Annotated in this window: 18 protein-coding genes; all 18 read right to left on the reverse strand. The window is 41.6% G+C overall.

Annotated features, from left to right (window positions below):
* Nucleotides 1–81 precede the first annotated feature (81 nt).
* The gene (locus ACH6CZ_RS03785; protein ID WP_374096084.1) at nt 82–4,389 is read right to left on the reverse strand and encodes a PolC-type DNA polymerase III; all 4,308 of its coding nucleotides are present in this window, start codon (nt 4,387–4,389) and stop codon (nt 82–84) included.
* Nucleotides 4,390–4,450: 61 nt separating this feature from the next.
* Nucleotides 4,451–6,163, reverse strand: a complete 1,713-nt coding sequence (locus tag ACH6CZ_RS03790) for a proline--tRNA ligase (protein WP_374096085.1) — start codon at nt 6,161–6,163, stop codon at nt 4,451–4,453.
* Between the two features lie 26 nt (nt 6,164–6,189).
* Nucleotides 6,190–7,464 carry an RIP metalloprotease RseP gene (rseP, locus tag ACH6CZ_RS03795; protein WP_374096086.1) on the reverse strand — a complete coding sequence of 425 codons (1,275 nt, stop codon included), beginning with the start codon at nt 7,462–7,464 and terminating at the stop codon, nt 6,190–6,192.
* 84 nt (nt 7,465–7,548) lie between these two features.
* A complete protein-coding gene (dxr, locus tag ACH6CZ_RS03800) occupies nt 7,549–8,700 on the reverse strand; it encodes a 1-deoxy-D-xylulose-5-phosphate reductoisomerase (protein ID WP_374096087.1) in 1,152 nt (383 codons plus the stop codon).
* Between the two features lie 19 nt (nt 8,701–8,719).
* A complete protein-coding gene (locus tag ACH6CZ_RS03805) occupies nt 8,720–9,508 on the reverse strand; it encodes a phosphatidate cytidylyltransferase (protein WP_374096088.1) in 789 nt (262 codons plus the stop codon).
* Nucleotides 9,505–10,299, reverse strand: coding sequence for an undecaprenyl pyrophosphate synthase (locus ACH6CZ_RS03810; RefSeq protein WP_374096089.1), 795 nt, complete (start codon nt 10,297–10,299; stop codon nt 9,505–9,507). The genes ACH6CZ_RS03805 and ACH6CZ_RS03810 overlap by 4 nt, the downstream gene beginning before the upstream one ends.
* Before the next feature lie 144 nt (nt 10,300–10,443).
* Entirely contained in the window at nt 10,444–11,001 is a 558-nt protein-coding gene (gene frr, locus ACH6CZ_RS03815) for a ribosome recycling factor (protein WP_374096090.1), read from the reverse strand.
* Nucleotides 11,001–11,726 carry a UMP kinase gene (gene pyrH / locus ACH6CZ_RS03820; RefSeq protein ID WP_374096091.1) on the reverse strand — a complete coding sequence of 242 codons (726 nt, stop codon included), beginning with the start codon at nt 11,724–11,726 and terminating at the stop codon, nt 11,001–11,003. Before pyrH ends, frr begins: the two co-directional genes overlap by 1 nt.
* Before the next feature lie 77 nt (nt 11,727–11,803).
* Nucleotides 11,804–12,685, reverse strand: coding sequence for a translation elongation factor Ts (tsf, locus tag ACH6CZ_RS03825; RefSeq protein WP_374096092.1), 882 nt, complete (start codon nt 12,683–12,685; stop codon nt 11,804–11,806).
* Nucleotides 12,686–12,775: 90 nt separating this feature from the next.
* Nucleotides 12,776–13,492, reverse strand: coding sequence for a 30S ribosomal protein S2 (gene rpsB, locus ACH6CZ_RS03830; protein WP_039808933.1), 717 nt, complete (start codon nt 13,490–13,492; stop codon nt 12,776–12,778).
* Nucleotides 13,493–13,671: 179 nt separating this feature from the next.
* Nucleotides 13,672–14,130 carry a hypothetical protein gene (locus ACH6CZ_RS03835; protein WP_374096093.1) on the reverse strand — a complete coding sequence of 153 codons (459 nt, stop codon included), beginning with the start codon at nt 14,128–14,130 and terminating at the stop codon, nt 13,672–13,674.
* A 12-nt stretch (nt 14,131–14,142) separates the two neighbouring features.
* Nucleotides 14,143–14,454, reverse strand: a complete 312-nt coding sequence (locus ACH6CZ_RS03840; protein WP_374096094.1) for an RNA polymerase subunit sigma — start codon at nt 14,452–14,454, stop codon at nt 14,143–14,145.
* A 15-nt stretch (nt 14,455–14,469) separates the two neighbouring features.
* Complete coding sequence (locus ACH6CZ_RS03845; RefSeq protein ID WP_374096095.1) at nt 14,470–15,237, reverse strand: FliA/WhiG family RNA polymerase sigma factor; 768 nt, start codon at nt 15,235–15,237, stop codon at nt 14,470–14,472.
* Nucleotides 15,238–15,387: 150 nt separating this feature from the next.
* Complete coding sequence (locus ACH6CZ_RS03850) at nt 15,388–15,876, reverse strand: chemotaxis protein CheD (RefSeq protein WP_374096096.1); 489 nt, start codon at nt 15,874–15,876, stop codon at nt 15,388–15,390.
* A 1-nt stretch (nt 15,877) separates the two neighbouring features.
* Entirely contained in the window at nt 15,878–16,507 is a 630-nt protein-coding gene (locus ACH6CZ_RS03855) for a chemotaxis protein CheC (RefSeq protein WP_374096097.1), read from the reverse strand.
* Nucleotides 16,504–16,944 (reverse strand): chemotaxis protein CheW, encoded by a 441-nt coding sequence (locus ACH6CZ_RS03860; protein ID WP_374096098.1) that lies wholly within the window; start codon nt 16,942–16,944, stop codon nt 16,504–16,506. The genes ACH6CZ_RS03855 and ACH6CZ_RS03860 overlap by 4 nt, the downstream gene beginning before the upstream one ends.
* 45 nt (nt 16,945–16,989) lie before the next feature.
* Entirely contained in the window at nt 16,990–18,969 is a 1,980-nt protein-coding gene (locus ACH6CZ_RS03865) for a chemotaxis protein CheW (protein ID WP_374096099.1), read from the reverse strand.
* A gap of 7 nt (nt 18,970–18,976) precedes the next feature.
* A complete protein-coding gene (locus ACH6CZ_RS03870) occupies nt 18,977–20,047 on the reverse strand; it encodes a protein-glutamate methylesterase/protein-glutamine glutaminase (RefSeq protein ID WP_374096100.1) in 1,071 nt (356 codons plus the stop codon).
* Nucleotide 20,048: the final 1 nt, after the last annotated feature.

Consider the following 20,048-nt stretch of genomic DNA (forward strand, 5'->3'; position numbering starts at 1 on the left):
GCACCCACTCTTTTGACGTCAGAGTTATCTAAAACATTTCCGTGAATATAATACCATATATTGCGAACCCGTGCAAATCGCCTAGAATAACGATAATTGGTTCTGATCAGGCAGTCCCTCGAGACACCCCTGGGAATCCAGATATTCAATAATGGTTTTTGAAACTTTACCACGCTTTTGAAGGTCTTCTTTAGAAAGAAACTCTCCACTTTTTCTTGCTTCAACGATATTGATCGCCGCGTTCGTCCCAAGTCCAGGGATTGCGTTAAATGGCGGAATTAATGAGTTTCCTTCAATCTTAAACTCTTTTGCGTCTGACTTATAGAGATCCACCTGTTTAAAAGTATAACCTCTTTCAACCATTTCAAGACACAGTTCAAGTACAGTCAGCAAACTTTTTTCCTTTGGAGCGGCATCAAGACCTTTAGCGTTAATCGCCTCAATTTTTGCTCTGATTGCCTGGGAACCGGCAGCCATTGCTTCAAGGTCAAAGTCTTCAGCACGCACTGTAAAGTATGCAGCATAATATAGAATCGGATGGTGGACTTTGAAATAAGCGATCCTTACAGCCATCAGAACGTATGCTGCTGCGTGTGCTTTCGGGAACATATATTTAATCTTTTTACACGAGTCAATATACCAGTCCGGCACACCATTGTTTTTCATTTCTTCTTCCCATTCAGGTGACAGCCCTTTCCCCTTACGCACAAACTCCATAATTTTAAAGGCAAGCGAAGGTTCAAGTCCCTGATAGATCAGGTATACCATAATATCATCACGACAGCCGATTACATCAGACAGCTCACAGATGCCATTATGAATCAGCTCCTGAGCGTTACCAAGCCATACGTCTGTACCGTGTGACAGCCCTGATATCTGTACCAGCTCTGAAAATGTAGTTGGTTTTGTATCTTCAAGCATCTGTCTTACAAAACGAGTTCCAAACTCAGGAATTCCAAGCGTTCCTGTTTTACACATAATCTGCTCTTGTGTCACGCCGAGAGATTCTGTACCACTGAAGATTTTCATCACTTCAGGGTCATCAGTCGGAATGGTTTTTGGATCTATACCGGATAGATCCTGGAGCATCCTGATTACGGTCGGGTCATCATGACCAAGAATATCGAGCTTTAACAGATTATCATGAATTGAATGGAAGTCAAAGTGTGTCGTTTTCCATTCTGATTCGCTCGCATTCGCCGGGAACTGAATTGGTGTAAAGTCATAAATATCCATATAGTCAGGCACAACAATAATACCGCCTGGATGCTGACCGGTTGTCCGCTTTACGCCTGTACAGCCACTTGCAAGCCTTTCAACTTCTGCCCCTCTGAAATGAAGGTTATGATCACCAGCATATCCTTTTACATAACCAAAAGCAGTTTTATCAGCGACGGTACCGATTGTTCCTGCACGATAAACGTAATCTTCACCGAACAGTACTTTTGTGTAGTTATGCGCGACCGGCTGATATTCGCCACTGAAATTTAAATCGATATCCGGTACTTTATCACCCTTAAATCCAAGGAAAGTTTCAAACGGAATATCCTGCCCGTCTTTAATATAAGGCACATTACATGCCGGACAATCCTTATCATCAAGATCAAAACCTGAACCGACAGAACCATCATTAAAGAACTCCGACTGCTTGCACTGAGGACAAACATAATGAGGCGGCAGTGGATTAACCTCAGTGATCTCTGTCATCGTGGCAACAAACGAAGATCCTACAGATCCACGGGAACCAACGAGATAACCGTCAATAAGCGATTTTTTCACAAGCTTATGTGAGATCAGATAAATAACAGCAAAGCCGTGGCCAATAATACTCTTCAGCTCTTTTTCAAGCCGCGCTTCAACGATCTCAGGCAGTTCTTCACCATAAATACTTCTTGCCATCCCATAACTCATCTCGCGCATTTCCTCATCAGCACCTTCAATTTTAGGTGTGTAGAGTTCATCTTTGATCGGGGTAACATTCTCAATCATATCAGCGATTTTATTTGTATTATCTATGACAATCTCTTTTGCTTTATCTTTTCCGATAAATGAAAAGGCGTCAATCATTTCATTGGTCGTTCTGAAATGCACATCAGGCAGTTTATGTCTGTTTAATGGATTTGCTCCCCCCTGGGAAGCAATCAGGATCTCTCTGTAAATTTTATCTTCTTCATTCACATAATGCACATTACCGGTTGCAACTGCAGGAATATTCATTTTATCAGCGAATTCTACAACCTTCTGGATAATCTCTTTCAGGTTATCTTCATCTCTTACTAACTCTAAATCTATTAAATGCTGATACGCAGCAGGTGGCTGCACTTCAATGTAATCATAGAAGTCTGCCAGATCTTCAACCTCTTCAGGCGATTTCTGCATCATTCCTTCAAAGATCTCACCCTTATCACATGCCGATCCGATCAACAAACCTTCTCTATGTTTATTTAACAGAGATCTCGGAATACGTGGCACACGATAAAAATATTCAAGGTGCGAGATGGATACAAGTTTAAACAGGTTTTTCAAACCTTCCTGTGTTTTCGCCAGAATCGTAATATGATTAGGTCTTGCACGCTTAAACGCATCACCTTCACCCATATAATCATTTAGCTGATTATGATTTGTAATACCTTTTTCTTTTGCTTCCTTTAATAGTCTGGCTAAAATATAGCCAGTTGCTTCAGCATCGAAAATGGCACGGTGATGCTGAGTTAATTCAACATCAAACTTTTTCGCCAGCGTATTCAGACGGTGGTTCTTAAATTCAGGATGTAAAAATCTCGCAAGTTCGAGTGTATCAATCACAGGATTAGAGGCTTTATCCATCCCTGCCCGCTTGTATCCAACGTTTAAAAAGCCCATATCAAATGACGCATTGTGAGCGACAAGTGTGTCGCTGCCACACCATGCCTTAAAATCAGCGAGTACTTCTTCTATTTCAGGTGCATCTCTGACCATATCGTCAGTAATGCCCGTCAGGTTGATTGTAGTTGCTGAAAGCGAATGATGGGGATTTGCAAACCGCTCGAAACGATCGATGATTTCCCCCTCTTTTACTTTAACTGCAGCAAGTTCAATGATTTTATCATACACGGCTGATAATCCGGTGGTTTCAACGTCAAATACAATATAAGATTCAGTTTCAAGCTCTCTGTCAGCTGAGTTGTAGGCAATTGGAACACCGTCATCGACGAGATTAGCTTCCAGGCCGTACAGAATTTTAATATCATTTTTTGCACCGGCAGCATGTGCTTCCGGATAGGACTGTGCAACTGCATGATCTGTAATGGCAACTGCTTTGTGTCCCCATTTACTTGCCTGGGAAACGAGTGAAGCAACAGATGATACAGCATCCATCTGGCTCATTGGTGTATGCAAATGAAGTTCTACGCGCTTTTCCTCAGATGTATCCTGTCTGAGTACAGGTTGAATTTCCATTACGTCCTGCGCAATCATGACAAGGTCTCTGACAAATGTATCATTTTGTATAGAGCCTTTTGCTCTGATCCACATGCCTTTTTTCAGCTGCTGCATAATCGCTGCATCTTCTTTGTCACGGGAAAACATCTTAACAAGGATAGAGTCCGTGTAGTCAGTCACTTTAAATGTCAGAAGTGATCTGCCACTTCTCAGCTCTTTTACTTCCGCATCAAAAACAAGTCCCTGAATTGCGATTTTACGTTCTTCTTCCTGAATCGTCTTAATCGCAACAGGCTCGTCCGGTTTGATTGAATAACCGATCGCAACAGGCCCGGTATGTGTATCAGCTGCATTTTTCTGTTCTTCGAGCTTCTGCATTTCAACAAGTGCCTGCTTTGCCCACTCTTCTTCTTCTTTTTTCTTTGATTCTACAAATGCCTCGTACTCTTCGTTGGTTCCTTCAGTTGAAACTTCAGCATGGAGAACAAATGGACCGAATCCCCATTTTTCAAATGCGCTGTTTAAAATATCGGCGTATTTGTTTTTAATTTGCATACCTTCTGTCTCGTTTGACACTTTTATCGTAATTTTATTTCCATTTACTTCAGGTTTTTGTGCCGTTAAAAGCTTCAGTAAAGGCGGCGCAATTCCCTGCAGCTCCTCAAGACAGGTTTCCCAGTAATCAAGGACTGTTTCTCCGGGCACATCTGCATCGGCAAGTTTGATTGTAAAAGAGACCTGAGCAATATGCTGAAAAGATTGATTAAGTCTCGCAGTAAAATCTTTCATTACCTGACACGGAACAACTGACCTCAGCTTAAAAACAAAATGCCACTTTTTTTCTTTTTTGTGCACTGCCAGCTTCTCTATTTCTGCTTCTTCAAAATGATCAGCATACAGATCACCCGTCATATTCAATTGAGTCAGTAACAGCCGGAACTTTTCTCTTTTTGACAAATCTGTACTCATAGTTCCTCCTTATTCAGACAGCAAAGGCTGGTGCAAGCACCAGCCTCAGGTTTTTAAATGGTTAAGCATTCGCTCTGCGAAAAATCTCCTGAAGTTTATCAGTTAATTCTTCTTTTTGAACTTCGTAAGATTCGCCATTCTTTCTGATTTTAATTTCTACAATTCCTTCTGAAGCACGTTTACCCACAGTTATTCTGACAGGCAGCCCCATCAGATCTGAATCAGCAAATTTAACACCGGCACGCTCTTTTCTGTCATCGAGCAGAACATCATAGCGGTAATCAGTCAGCAGCTTATAAAGCTCATCAGCTGTCTGTGCCTGGGCTTCATCTTTCATATTTACAGCAATTAAATGAATATCATATGGCGCAATATTTGTCGGCCAGATCAATCCATTTTCATCATTGAATTGTTCAGCCATAGCAGCTAGTGTACGGGATACACCAATCCCGTAGCAACCCATAATCATTGGATTTGAACGGCCATTTTCATCCAGAATATTTGCATTCATCGGCTCACTGTAGACTGTACCAAGTTTGAATACGTGACCAACTTCAATACCACGTGCGAACTGAATTGTTCCATTACCATCCGGCGAAGGATCTCCTTCAACCACAACACGGATATCTGCAAACTGTGAAACCTCAAAATCTCTTCCTGTCTGAAGGTGCTTATAGTGCACACCTTCCTTATTGGCGCCAGCAATGATATCACCCATTGCTTCTACTGCGTTGTCTGCAATTACTGTGACTTCTTCTGAAAGTCCAACAGGTCCAATTGACCCCGGCTTCACACCTGTATACTGAACGGTTTCTTTTTCTGTCGCCAGTTCCGCAACGCGACCATTCACGGCATTTTTCACCTTTACATCATTCACTTCGTGGTCACCGCGCACAAGAACAAGTACAGGCTTCTCATCTACGATAAAGAGCATTGATTTTACAGTGCTCTCTTTATCAGCACCAAGGAAATCAGCTACAGCTTCGATTGACTTTTGATCTGGAGTAGATACTTCTTCCTTCTCTTTCCCGCTGTGACTCTCTTTTTCATACTGTTTGTTAACAGCTGCCATTTCCAGGTTTGCAGCATAATCAGAGGAGTCTGAATATGCAATTGTGTCTTCACCGATCTCAGAGAGCACCATGAACTCATGATTGTCCTTACCACCGATTGCACCTGAATCTGCAAGTACTGCACGGAAGTTCAGACCGCATCTTCTGAAAATGTTTTTGTAAGCTTCAAACAGTCTGTCGTATGCCTCGTCAAGACTCTCCTGAGATGCATGGAAAGAATAAGCATCTTTCATTAAGAATTCCCGTCCTCTTAGGAGCCCAAAGCGCGGACGCTTTTCATCACGATATTTTGTCTGAATCTGATATAGCGTCAATGGAAGTCGCTTATATGATTTCACTTCATCTCTAAGAAGACTGGTGATCATTTCCTCATGTGTTGCACCCAGGGCAAATTCACGCTCATGACGGTCTTTCATACGCATCAGTTCAGGTCCGTAAGTAAACCATCTGCCTGATTCTTCCCAAAGTTCTGCCGGCTGCATAGCAGGCATCAGCATTTCCACGCCGCCTGCAGCATTCATTTCTTCACGAATAATGTTTTCTACTTTTTGAAGAACTTTCAGACCAAGCGGTAAAAATGAATAGATTCCGCTTGCGTTCTGTCTGATATAGCCCGCTCTCAGCAGAAGCTGATGGCTTTTAACATCAGCTTCTGAAGGTGTTTCTTTTAATGTTGGTATTAACGTTTGACTTTGTTTCATTTATAGCACCTCTATTTTCTCTCTGCTTATAAGAAATACCGCTGAATATCGTTCCATGTAACGACGATCATGAGCAGCATTAATAATGCGAATCCTACAAAATGAACCATACCTTCTTTTTGCCTGTCAATCGGTTTTCCACGCAGTGCTTCAAATCCGAAGAACAGCAGTCTTCCCCCATCGAGTGCAGGAAGCGGAAGCAGGTTCATAATTCCAAGGTTGATACTTAAAATTGCACCCCATTGCATCAGCTGGTAAATACCGGCTTTTGCTACTTCTTCTGTACTTTTATATATGCCAACCGGTCCCGCTAATGCATCAATTGAAAATTGACCGGTTATTAAATCACCGAGCAAATCAAAAATCGTGACAGTCCAGAAATAAGTCTGTTCAGCACCGTACTGGATACTCTGGAAAATGCTTGGCGATTCAATTCTGGGGTTATATACGCCGATGATCCCCTGAGAGATGGTTTCATCACCCTGCTCAAATGTTCTTTCTTCAGGTGTCACATTAAATGACAGTGACTCTTCTCCTCTTTGGACATCGATCGTTATCTCTTCGCCTGCTGAGTCACTGACAATGCCTGTAAGATCTGCCCAGGTTGCAATCTCTTCACCAGAGATCGCGGTAACTTCATCGCCTTTTTCAAGTCCCGCCTGATCAGCAGGATCACCAGGTACAATATCTCCAAGCACAGCCCGGTCAACAGGAATTCCGGCAGACATCCCAATAATAGATAGTACAATGAACGCCAGAACGAAGTTCATTGCCGGACCTGCAAAGATTGTTAAAAAGCGCTGATAAAGTTTTTTAGAGTTAAACTGCCTGTTCCACGGTGCAATCTGTGTTTCAACCCCATCTTCAATAAATACAGCTTTTTCAGAAAGCTCAAACCTCTGGAGCGTTTCTTCTCCTTCTTCATAGCCTTTAATATAAAGCTCTTTTTCAAGATCTGCTTCAGCCACTTCAATGACACGCAGATCCGGATAACGGTCTTTATTATTCAGGACCACTTTTTCTACTTTTTCATCCTCACCAAGAACCAGACCTGCTCTGAAGCCAGGTTTTAATTCCATTAATTCCGCATCTTCACCGGCCATTCTGACATAGCCGCCTATCGGAAGCAGGCGGAGCGTATATTGCGTTTCATTTCGTTTGAAAGCTAATACTTTCGGTCCCATACCAATTGCAAATTCACGGCATAATATACCCGCTCTTTTAGCAAATACAAAGTGCCCCAGTTCATGAAAAAATACGAGCGCACCGAAAATGACTATAAATGCGATGACTGAATTCATCGTCATACCACCTTTAACATAGTTATGTCCATTATTAACAGACTTTTACCCATTGTAGCACGTTCCAAAAATGCGGGGGTACAATCAGCCTTTAAATTCCGCAAGAATTTTTGAACGTGTATCCTGATCAATTTCTTTTATTGTCTCAAGATCAGGGTTCTGAATCGAATGATGGAATGACATCGCTTTTTCAATGACTTGTTCAATCTCCAGGAAACTGATTTTTTCTTTTAGAAATAATGCAACGGCAGCTTCATTCGCTGCATTCAAAACTGTCGGCATTGTACCGCCTGTTCTGCCGGCCTGATAGGCAAAATCAAGGCATCTGAAACGCTCAAAGTCCATTTTTTCAAAATGAAGCTTTCCAATTTCCTCGAGCTTTAACCTGCGGCCTGTCTTATGAATAAAGCGATCCGGGTAACTGAGTGCATACTGAATCGGCACCCGCATATCCGGTGTACCGAGCTGTGCCATGACTGAGCTGTCATGGAACTCTACCATTGAATGGATGATACTCTCCCTGTGCTGCAGTACATCGATTTTGTCATAAGGCAGGTCAAACAGCCATTTAGCCTCAATGACTTCGAGTCCCTTATTCATCATACTAGCCGAATCTATTGTGATTTTTGCACCCATTGACCAGTTAGGATGATTAAGCGCATCCTCAACAGTAACATTTTCAAGTTCAATGCGGCTCAGATCTCTAAAGCTGCCACCAGATGCAGTGATCACTAACCTTTCAATATTTTTACGGTCTTCTCCCTGAAGGGCCTGGAAAATTGCTGAATGCTCGCTATCAACTGGAAGTATCTCTACACCATGTTTTTGTGCAGCATCCATGACAAGATGTCCCGCAGTCACTAATGTTTCTTTATTCGCAATCGCAATCGTTTTACCTGCCTCAATCGCCTTTAATGTCGGTTCAAGCCCGACACTGCCCAACACCGCATTAACCAGCAGGTCAGTTTCAGGATGAACAGCTGTTTCAATTAAGCCTTCATTACCCGACATAACTGTAACTTTCCCTATGTACTCTCCAGCTAATTGATCTGCATCTTCTTTTAATTGTACAGAAACAAGAGAAGGATTGAATTCTTCGATAATCTTTCTTGCCTGATCAATATTCCGGCCTACTGAAAAAGCTTCGAGAGAAAAGCGATCCTGATGAGCGCGTAATACATCAAGCGTTTGAAGTCCAATGGAGCCTGAGGCACCCATTAATGAAATCTTTTTCATAGATTTAAAAGCTCCTTCTTCAGATTAATTGCAGGATATGCATCATTGGCAATACAAATAATAGACTGTCAAAACGATCTAACAGACCTCCGTGACCAGGAAGTATGTTTCCTGAATCTTTTACACCATAATGTCTTTTAAGTGCAGATTCTACTAAGTCACCAATCTGTCCAAACGCTGAAAGGATGACAGTTGATAGTAATAAATACCAGAGGATTGCATCAAGAGGCGCAATAAAATAAAAGATCACAACACCTACAAGTGCGCTTATAATCCCTCCAATAAAGCCTTCTACTGTTTTATTCGGACTGATATCCGGCCATAATTTTCTTCTCCCCATTGATTTACCTATAAAATAAGCGCCGGAATCTGTTGTCCATATAATAATCAATGCATAAACAACCCAAAGGATGTCTGCATCTCTCGTTTCGATAAAATAGAAAAAACCTATTCCCACATAAAGCATCGCAAATACTGCAAATGCAGCATCATCAAAAGTAAAACGGTTTTTCTTTAGTACCGTGTACACAAGTAATAGCAATACTGATAAAAGTGCGGTTTCTATTTTCGAATAATTTAACTGATTCAGCAGTTCATAATATTCATTAGGTAGTAGAAAAATCCAAAGTGTGATCATAGAAATTGCGCCCGGAATTGACCGGAACTGAATAGATCTCATTCTTAATACTTCATACAGCGCAACAGTTGCAATGAAGTATGTTCCAATAACAAACAACAATCCCCCAACCCAGACTAACGGAATAAAAAGAGCAGCTGCAAGAACACCTGTTATAATTCTCTGTTTCATGTTAAATCCTCACTTTTCAACCCGCCATATCTTCTCGAACGTTTCTGGAAACCTTCAATCGCTTCAATTAAATGTTCTTCCTTAAAATCAGGCCATAAAACATCAGTAAACCAGAATTCAGTGTATGCGAGCTGCCAAAGCATAAAGTTGCTCAGTCTGATCTCACCGCTTGTTCTGATCAGCAGATCCGGATCCCCAAGGTGCGGCGTCATCATATAAGAACCAAAAAGGTCATCCGTTAATTCGTCGGGTGAGACTTTACCTTCTTTTACATCTGAAGAAAATGATTTAACAGCCTGCAGAATTTCACTTCTGCTGCCATAATTTAATGCGAAGTTTAAAACAAGACCATCATTATGCGCAGTTTTTTCCATCGCCTGATCTACAGCTCTCAGTGTGTGTGCAGGAACCTGTTCCCGATCACCCATCATCTGCACCTGTACATTTTCCTCGATCAGCTCAGGTAAAAATGTTCCCAGAAACTCTTCCGGAAGTTTCATTAAAAACTCTACTTCCATCTTGGGTCTGACCCAGTTTTCTGTAGAAAATGCATATAACGTGAGTACTTTAACGCCAAGCTCATTTGCAAGCCTTGTAACTGGCTTTACAGTTTTCATCCCTTCATGGTGACCTGCTACTCTCGGCAGAGCTCTTTTGTTTGCCCATCTTCCATTGCCATCCATAATAATCGCAATATGATCTGGTATCTCATAATTCTTACATTCATTTATTCGTTGTGAAAGGGACTCCGGTTCTTTCAGGGATGTCCATCTTTTCATTTTCTCGAGCATTGTATTTCCCCCATCAGGTGATTGCATATTTTATGCTAGTCCTATCATATCAAATATATACTTGAAAATGTTGCCTTGTTTTGAAAAGGGGCATTAACGAAGAAAACCCCCTACACAGTAGAGGGCTTTCTGATAAAGGCTTAATTAAACCTCAAGGATTTCCTGTTCTTTTGCTTTTGCCAGCTCATCAATCTTTGCGATGTGCTCATCCGTCATCTTCTGAACATCATCACTGTAGCCGCGCAGGTCATCTTCAGTAATATCGCCTGCTTTTTCCTGCTTTTTCAGGTCATCGTTTGCATCACGGCGGATGTTACGGATCCCTACTTTAGCTTCTTCAGCTTCTTTTTTCACTTGCTTAGCAAGCTCACGGCGGCGTTCTTCTGTCAGCGCCGGGATTGTGATACGGATCAGAGAACCATCGTTTGAAGGGTTTAATCCAAGGTCTGATTTTTGAATTGCTTTTTCAATATCTCCAAGAGCCGTCTTATCATAAGGTGTAATCTGAAGCAATCTTGCTTCAGGAACAGAGATTGAAGCTACCTGGTTAAGCGGAGTTGGTGCACCGTAATAATCCACCTGAATTTTATCAAGTAGAGAAGCACTTGCACGCCCTGCTCTGATGCTTGCAAGATCACGTGAAAAAGATTGAATTGCTTTAGACATTTTGTCTTTTGTTTCATTCATCGTCTGTTGTGCCATTATTTTTTCCCCCTGACAACTGTACCGATTGGTTCACCAAGTGCGGCACGTTTAATATTTCCATTCTCCATAATTGAGAATACTATGAGCGGGATATCATTGTCCATACATAAGGATGAAGCTGTTGAATCCATTACAGCAAGACCATCTTTTAACACGTCTAAAAATGACAGTTCGTCATATTTCACTGCATCCGTGTCGACTTTAGGATCAGCTGAGTATACGCCATCTACATTATTTTTAGCCATGAGAATGACTTCGGCTTCAATTTCGGCAGCTCTAAGTGCAGCAGTTGTATCAGTAGAGAAATAAGGGTTTCCTGTACCCGCTGCGAAGATGACAACACGTTTCTTTTCAAGATGTCGAATGGCTTTTCTTCTGATGTAAGGTTCTGCAACCTGTCGCATTTCAATTGATGTCTGTACGCGGGTTTGAACCCCGACGTTTTCAAGACTGTCCTGAAGCGCCAGTGAATTCATCACTGTTGCAAGCATACCCATATAATCAGCAGATGCTCTGTCCATTCCCATTTCACTGCCGATCTTTCCGCGCCAGATATTACCGCCGCCTACTACAACAGCAACTTCGACACCAAGGTCAGAAAGTTCTTTAATCTGCTCAGCCACTGACTTAATAATCGGAGGGTGAATACCGAATCCAGCTTCTCCTGCAAGTGCTTCACCACTTAGTTTCAATACCACTCGATTGTATCTTGATTTACTCATAGAGTCCTCCCGTATGGTTCATTTTTTCCAAAAAAGAGGGAACACAAAGTGTCCCCGCTTTTCGTTTTAATGTACGATTATTTTTTCACCTGGCTCATTACTTCGTCAGCGAAGTTGTCCTGGCGCTTTTCAATACCTTCTCCAACTTCATAACGAACAAAGTCAGTCAGCTGTGCACTGTTAGAAGCAAGGAATTCTTTTACTTTCTGATCAGGGTTCTTAACGAATGGCTGATCAACAATGCAGATTTCCTCGAAGTATTTGTTCAGGCGGCCTTCTACCATTTTAGCAACGATATTTTCCGGCTTGCCTTCTTCAAGTGCCTGCTTAGTAAGGATTTCACGCTCTCTGTCAGCTTCTTCCTGAGAAACCTGGTCACGTGAGATAAACTTAGGGTTAAGTGCTGCAGCGTGCATGGCTACATCTTTAGCAACCTGCTCGTCAGTTGTTCCTTCTACTACTGAAAGAACACCGATTCTTCCGCCCATGTGAAGGTATTCGCCAAATGCAGCATTATCTTCTTTTGTGCGTACAGCAAAACGGCGAAGGCTGATCTTTTCACCGATCTTCCCAACGTTAGACGTGATGTAGTCTCCTACTGTCTGGCCGTTGCTCATTTCAGTTTCAAGTGCAGCGTCAACTGACTCAGGCTTAACAGCAAGAAGGTGATCTGCGATCTCATTACCAAGGTTTTGGAAACCTTCGTTTTTCGCAACGAAGTCAGTTTCAGAGTTAAGCTCAAGAATAACGGCATCGTTTCCGTTACTCTTGATGAAAGTAAGTCCTTCTGCAGCGATGCGATCAGCTTTTTTAGCAGCTTTAGCAATTCCTTTTTCACGAAGGAAGTCGATTGCCTGATCCATATCTCCATTTGTTTCTTGAAGTGCTTTTTTGCAGTCCATCATACCTGCACCAGTTTTTTCACGAAGTTCTTTAACCATTTGAGCTGTAATAGCCATGAAAATTCCTCCTTATATCTATTAAAAGTTCTTTTTTATCCTTTAAAAAAGGTGATAAGGGATTTTCCCGCTTATCACCTTTTAAAATTATTACTCAGCAGCTACTGCTTCTTCTTCCTCTTCTTCAACCTGCTTAGATTCAAGAATAGCGTCAGCCATTTTTGAAGTAAGAAGTTTAACGGCGCGGATTGCGTCATCATTTGCAGGAATTACGTAGTCGATTTCGTCAGGGTCACAGTTTGTATCAACGATCCCTACGATTGGAATATTCAGCTTGCGAGCTTCAGCAACAGCGATACGCTCTTTACGAGGATCGATGATGAATAAAGCATCCGGAAGCTTCTTCATGTCTCTGATTCCGCCTAGGAATTTAACAAGACGCTCATATTCTTTTTTAAGCTGAACTACTTCTTTCTTAGGAAGTACTTCAAATGTACCGTCTTCTTCCATCTTTTCGATCTTCTTAAGACGGTTGATACGAAGCTGGATTGTGTCAAAGTTTGTTAGCGTTCCACCTAACCAGCGCTGGTTGATGAAGTGCATTCCCGCACGTTCTGCTTCATCTTTAACAGACTCCTGAGCCTGCTTCTTAGTACCAACGAAAAGAACTTCTCCTCCGTCAGCTGCAACTTCTTTCACGAACTTGTAAGCTTCTTCTACTTTTTTAACCGTCTTTTGAAGGTCAATGATGTAGATACCATTACGCTCCGTGAAAATATACTTTTTCATTTTTGGGTTCCAACGGCGTGTCTGGTGGCCGAAGTGAACACCTGCTTCTAGCAGTTGTTTCATTGAAATTACTGACATAGTGTTATTTCCTCCTTGTGGTTATTCTCCTCCGCTCCGGTCATTTACAGGTCGGAAACTGCTTATCTTTTAAGCAGCACCATCCGCCCAATCACGAAGCGTGTGTATTAACACCGTTAACTACTATACCATATAAAAAAAAAGTCATCAAGTGGTTATTGATGACTCTTTTAATCGGTTTATGACTGACCGAACTTTAACATGAGTTCAATTTCAGTCTTGCCTTTTTTCAGCTCTTTCGCTACTTCTTCTATGGAATAGCCCTGATCAACCATTGCCCTTGCACGGTCACTCATTGATTCAGGTTTTTTTGGCTGTGGCTTTTTATAAGCTGCTGCCGCAAGGTTTCTTGTTGTCTTAACAGTCATCACCGTTTCAGCTGCTTCTGATGATTCAGAAGGTTTTATTTCATTTGCAGCAGTCTGGCGGCTGATTTTTTCAAACTGTTTTAGAAACGCTTCATTCTCATCCTTCATTTCAAGCAGGTACCCGGTAAAGGTCTGCTCAATTTCTGTGAGTGCTTTTTCATGCTGAACTTCCTTACTGATCAGCCTGTTTTGCCTCATAAATAATAAGTAGATGGATAAGAAGGAAGCAATATTAAATATCATCGAAAGTATTAGTAAAAATATAATCATAACGGCTCCTTTTCAACCCGAAAAATCCACTCTTCTACCTTTAAAAGGGTGCCTCTCCTCTGGTAAAGCAGATTGTTGCAGTTCTGCTGACATATTATTTTCCGTATGATCCTTAGTTCCTTTTTCACGTTCCCTTTTCTCTTTTGCTTTTTCGCTTTTTTCAAAATGATTGACAGTCTCAAGCTTTCTTAACCTTTCTTTTTCAGCTATCGCAGCCAAGTGACTCTGGTTAACCATACTTTGCTGTTGCTGATGATCTGCTATTTTCCCTGCATCAACCGTTTTAGGAATTGCCACTTGCAGTTCAACCAGTTTAAGACTCATATGATCTTCTCCTTTTTATGACTGGCTATATTCAGAAGCCAACAGTTTGCGAAGCTTGAACAAACATTTTGAGTGTATTTGAGAAATTCGGGAGGTTGATAGATTCATAACTTCACCAATTTCAGTCAGTGTTAATTCTTCAGTGTAAAACAGACTGAGCACCGTCTGTTCTTTATCATTGAGCTGGGTAATCACACTCGCCAGGTCCTGAATCAGTTCACCCTTAACCAATTGTTCCTCAGGCAGTATGGAGTGATGATCTCTTAAAGTAAATGCGGTGCCGTCATGATCATCGTCAGCTGACTGATCATCCATTGAAAGCACATTGGCAAATAAATGTTCCTGAGTGATCTGATAAACCTCGTCAACCGGCATATTAAGGGCTGCCGCAACTTCATGTGCTTCAACATGCCTGAGTGACTGCTGCTCAAGCTCCTCAATTTTTGCATCTACTTTCTTTGCCTTCTCTCTTGCTGACCTTGGCATCCAATCTTCTTTTCTGAGCCCGTCTATAATTGCTCCACGAACCCTGAAAGAAGCATATGTATCAAACTTTAAATCCCGGTTAGGATCAAACTTTTGAAGTGCGTCCAAAAGTCCCATCAAACCAAGACTTTTTATATCATCACGTGAAACATTCTTAGGCAGGCCTGCACTAATTCTTTGCACATGGTATTGAACCAGCGGCATATAACGCTGAACAAGCATATCGCCCGCATGAGGATCTCTGGAGGCAGTCCACATCTGCCAATAATATTTTTCCTGATCTTTTAACTCATCCATGACATGGTGCCTCCTCTCTTTTGTCTATATAGCCCATTCAATCTGGCAGGAAGATTATTATACCTTTAGACTGATTGTATATAATTCTTATTATATCAAAAGGAGGGACTTTTGTGTTTTTCAATTAAAAAAGAGCCATGAAGGCTCAAATTAAATTACTTTTTCTCCAATATTTACAGTTCTGATATGAAGCAGACACACTGCAGGGTCAAACTCAATTGTCCTCCCACTGCTTCCGCCGGTATCTTCACTGATCACCCTGATATTGTAGCTGCTCAGTATGTTCTTTACAGCTTCAACATTCCTTGGACCTATCCTCATCGTATCTTTTTGCCCGGCGAACTGAAACATCTGTGCGCCACCAGCCAGCTTGGCTTTTAATTTTACAGTCGGCAGTCCAAGCTTCTCGATTAAAAATGGAATACCTGTATCAGCAAATTTGGCAGGGTTAATGTCTCCCGATCTTGCGAGTGATGAATCAGGCAGCATTATATGGACCATTCCCGCTTTTTTACTGCGATCGTCATATAGTACAACTCCAACACAGGAGCCGAGTCCGGAAGTTCGAATTGTATCAGGCGGTGTTACTATATTAGCATCAGCAATGCCTACTTTAATAATGTTTCTAGTATTTATCAAATCAATCTACTCCTAGAGATCGAAACAGAACCTTAAATGACTCAGGGTCCGGCAATAGAAAAAACTGACCATTTGCGCCTTTTTGTTTCTCACCTTCATCAGTTAGTTCAGTGTCAATGACAATTACTTTATCTCCAGCCTGGGACAGTTCGACCAGCCCAAAGCTGATGATCGCCCCGGCCATGTCAATGGCGATCGCAGGGACAGTAGGATACAAATTTAAATGAGTAAAATCAGACAGTGAAGATAAATATGAACCTGACAGAATATTCCCCATCTCCTGCAAAGCAGAAAGACCGATTTCTGATCCAGCTATATCCTCAAATTTGAACGAACGGTTTTTTGTTAAAGTTCTGATAAAGCTTTCAGCTTGATGTGTTGACAGTATAAAAAACATACTGCCTGTCATCTCGCCTTCAATTCTCAGGAACACACTGACTACCACATTGTCAGGTCCTCCGGCAATATCCATCATCTCATCAAAGGATACTACTTTCACATGAGGAACTGCCATATCCACTTTATTACCCAGGAGAGATGAAAGTGCCGTAGCAGCATTACCTGCCCCAATATTACCGATCTCTTTTAAGATATCTAGATGATATTCAGTGATTTCCTCTTCATAGCTCATGCAGCATTCTCCAGCACTTTATCTAGTTGTAAAAGAATCAATAGTCTCCGCTCCAGTTTAGCGACTCCACTAATGAAATCATTCTCAATACTTCCTACCACATTAGGCTGGGGTTCAATTGAATCCTGAGGAAGGTCAATGACATCATTTGCTGAATCAACCACCAGACCAACTTCAATGCCGCCAATTGTCACAATAATCATTCTTGTATGTTCATTTTCTTCAGCATCTTCAAGAGAAAACCGTTTTCTAAGGTCAATAATAGGTGTAACAACCCCGCGAAGATTAATTACGCCTCTGACATACCCAGGTACACCAGGTACTCTAGTGATATGCATCACCTTTTCAATTGATTGTACATTCTCAACAGGTACTGCATATTCTTTATTTACAAGCTGAAATACGATGACTTTTAAATCGTTTTCCTGATTTGTCATACCGCTGCACTCCTCACTGCTTTAGTATACTTACACGAATCCACATTATTGAATCAGTGCGTTACAATCTACAATTAGCGCGACCTGGCCGTCTCCTAAAATCGTCGCTCCTGAAATCGCAAAAACATCACCCAGATAATCACCAAGAGACTTTAATACAACTTCCTGCTGACCAATAAATGAGTCAACGACAAGTCCTGCCATTTTTTCACCTTTACGTACAATGATGACTGAGTGAATATCTTCATCCTGATCTTTTTCTACATCAAAGACTTCATTTAAAAAGACCAATGGAACCACTTTACCTCTGAAATCAATGACTCGCTGGTTATGCGCATGCAGTATTTCATCATTTTTTATAATCGCCGTTTCGATAATAGAAGATAGAGGGATAGCAAATTTCTCCTCCTCCACTTCTACCAGCATAACGGAAATAATTGAAAGCGTGAGAGGTAACTGTACAGAGAATACAGATCCCTGACCTTCTGAAGAGTGTATAGTAATCGACCCGCCAAGCGACTCAATCGTTGTCTTCACTACGTCAAGGCCGACTCCCCGACCCGAAATATCTGAAATTGTTTCTGCAGTTGAAAAGCCTGAAGCCATAATGAGCTCAAATATTTGAGAGTCAGTCATTGACTTCGCCTGTTCCTGTGTCACAATTCCTTTGTTTAGCGCTTTGTTCAACACTTTATCTTTGCTGATTCCAGCGCCATCGTCTTCAATTTCAATAAACACATGATTTCCGCTGTGGTAAGCTCTCAGCTGAATCGTGCCTTCTTCCGGCTTACCTTTTTCTCTACGGATGTCTGGTGATTCCACACCATGATCAATGGCATTTCTCAGCAGATGGACAAGCGGATCCCCAATTTCATCAATGACTGTGCGGTCAAGTTCAGTTTCCTGTCCACTGATTTCCAGATTGATCTGTTTATTCAGGTCTCTTGCCAGCTGGCGGATCATTCTTGGGAAACGGTTAAATACAGTTTCCACCGGAACCATGCGCATTGTCAGAATAATTGACTGCAGGTCACCGGAGATACGCGACATACGTTCAACTGTTTCATTCAATTCTCCATGATTCAGTTCTTTTGAAATTTGTTCAAGGCGACCTCTGTCAATGACAAGTTCTTCAAATAGGTTCATCAGCACATCAAGCCTGTCGATATTTACACGAATCGTTTTATTTGAAACAGTGTTTTTCTGGGTTTCTTTTTCTTTCGGTTCTTCAACCACTTCTTTCACTGTTTCTGACGTCACAGCTGCTTCTTCAGCAGCACCTGCAGTCTCCTGCTCAAGGTTGACTAAATTGACATGAACTGTGTCAACTTCTGATACCTTCATGACACTTTTTTCTATAAATTCACTGTCTTCTTTCGAGGCCACCGTTACACAAAATTGCTGATCAAAGTTCTCTTCTTCAAGCTGATCAACGGTAGGTGATGATTTGATCACTTCTCCTATTTTTTCAAGCACTTCAAACACCATAAATACACGTGCTGCCTTTAACAGACAATCTTCTCTCAGACTGATCGTCAATTCATAAGCATGATAACCCTGCTCTAAAGATTGGAGGATCACCGTTCGTTCAAACTCATCATATTGAACAGACGATGAGTTTGTCTGTTTAACCGCTTCAGCAGGCTGACCTGTTAAGATACCTTCTAGCATCTCAAGTGAACGGCTGACATCTTTTTTTCCATCACCTCCGGATGCAATTGAAGCGATCATTTCTTCAAGGTCATCAACCGCTGAAAACAGTGCATCCATCACTGCTGTTGAAACGCTTATTTTTTCATTCCTAATATCATCCAGGACGTTTTCCATGTGATGTGTCAGACTGGCAAGGTCTTCATATCCCATTGTTGCAGACATCCCTTTAAGTGTATGTGCTGACCTGAAGATCTCATTCACAATACTGAGATCTGTCGGGTTTTTCTCAAGTTCAAGCATTTGTGCGTTGCAATTTTGTAAATGGTCCTTACTTTCCTCTATGAAAACTTCTAAGTATTGGTTCATCTCCATGTTGAACTCACCCCTCTGCTAATTTAACAATTCTATTTGCAATTTCATCAAGCGGCTCTATGTAATGTATCAGCCCGGTTGCATGAGCAGCTTTAGGCATTCCATATACAACACATGTTTCTTTGGATTCGGCAATTGATTCAGTATTTCCACTTTGGTTTAATTGTACCAGACCTTTAGACCCATCCGCACCCATTCCTGTCATAATCACTGCAATTTTTTTAATGTTTTTTAATTTTGACACTGATTCAAACATATAATCAACAGATGGACGATGGCCACTCATCGGCGGTTCTTTGCTAAGTGATAGAGTCAACTTCGGGTCCTGTCTGACATTCAAATGAAAATCACCTGGAGCCACATAGGCATGACCATTCAAACAAATATCCCCTTCTTCCGCCTCTTTTACTGTTATTGCTGAGAGCTGGTTCAATCTGTGCGCCAGTGACTTTGTGAATCCGGGCGGCATATGCTGAACGATCAAGATCGGGGCGTTCAGGTTTTTCGGGAGTGCAGACAGAACGTTTTGCAGTGCTCTTGGACCGCCAGTTGAGGTGCCGATACAAATAATTGTCTGTTTTTGTCCTGCATATTTACTATCGGACATCTCCGGTATCTTTTTACTAATTTGTTTTTGAATTTCGGATGAATCATTTTTTTGAAGTCTAACTGTTGCTTGAGAAGCGTTAATAACCTTTTGCACAAGCTCTTTTTTCACCAGGTGCAAGTCTAGTGATATAGTCCCGGATGGTTTCGCTATAAAATCCACTGCTCCGTAATCCATGGCTAAAAGAGCATTTTCAGCTCCTTGTTTCGTTGTACTGGATAACATGATTACTGGCAGTGGATTTTCATTCATCATTATTTTTAATGCTTCTAACCCATTCATTTCAGGCATTTCAACATCCATTGTCACTACTTCAGGTTTTAGCAGCCGAACCTTAGCGATCGCGTCTTTTCCATTACGGGCAGTCCCTACGACCGCAATACGATCATCTTCAGATAAAAATTCCTGTACCAGCTTTCTCATAAACGCAGAATCATCCACTACTAACACTTTAATCATATGATGATGCATG

The sequence above is a fragment of the Jeotgalibacillus sp. JSM ZJ347 genome (genome assembly GCF_044383825.1).
Lineage (GTDB): Bacteria > Bacillota > Bacilli > Bacillales > Jeotgalibacillaceae > Jeotgalibacillus.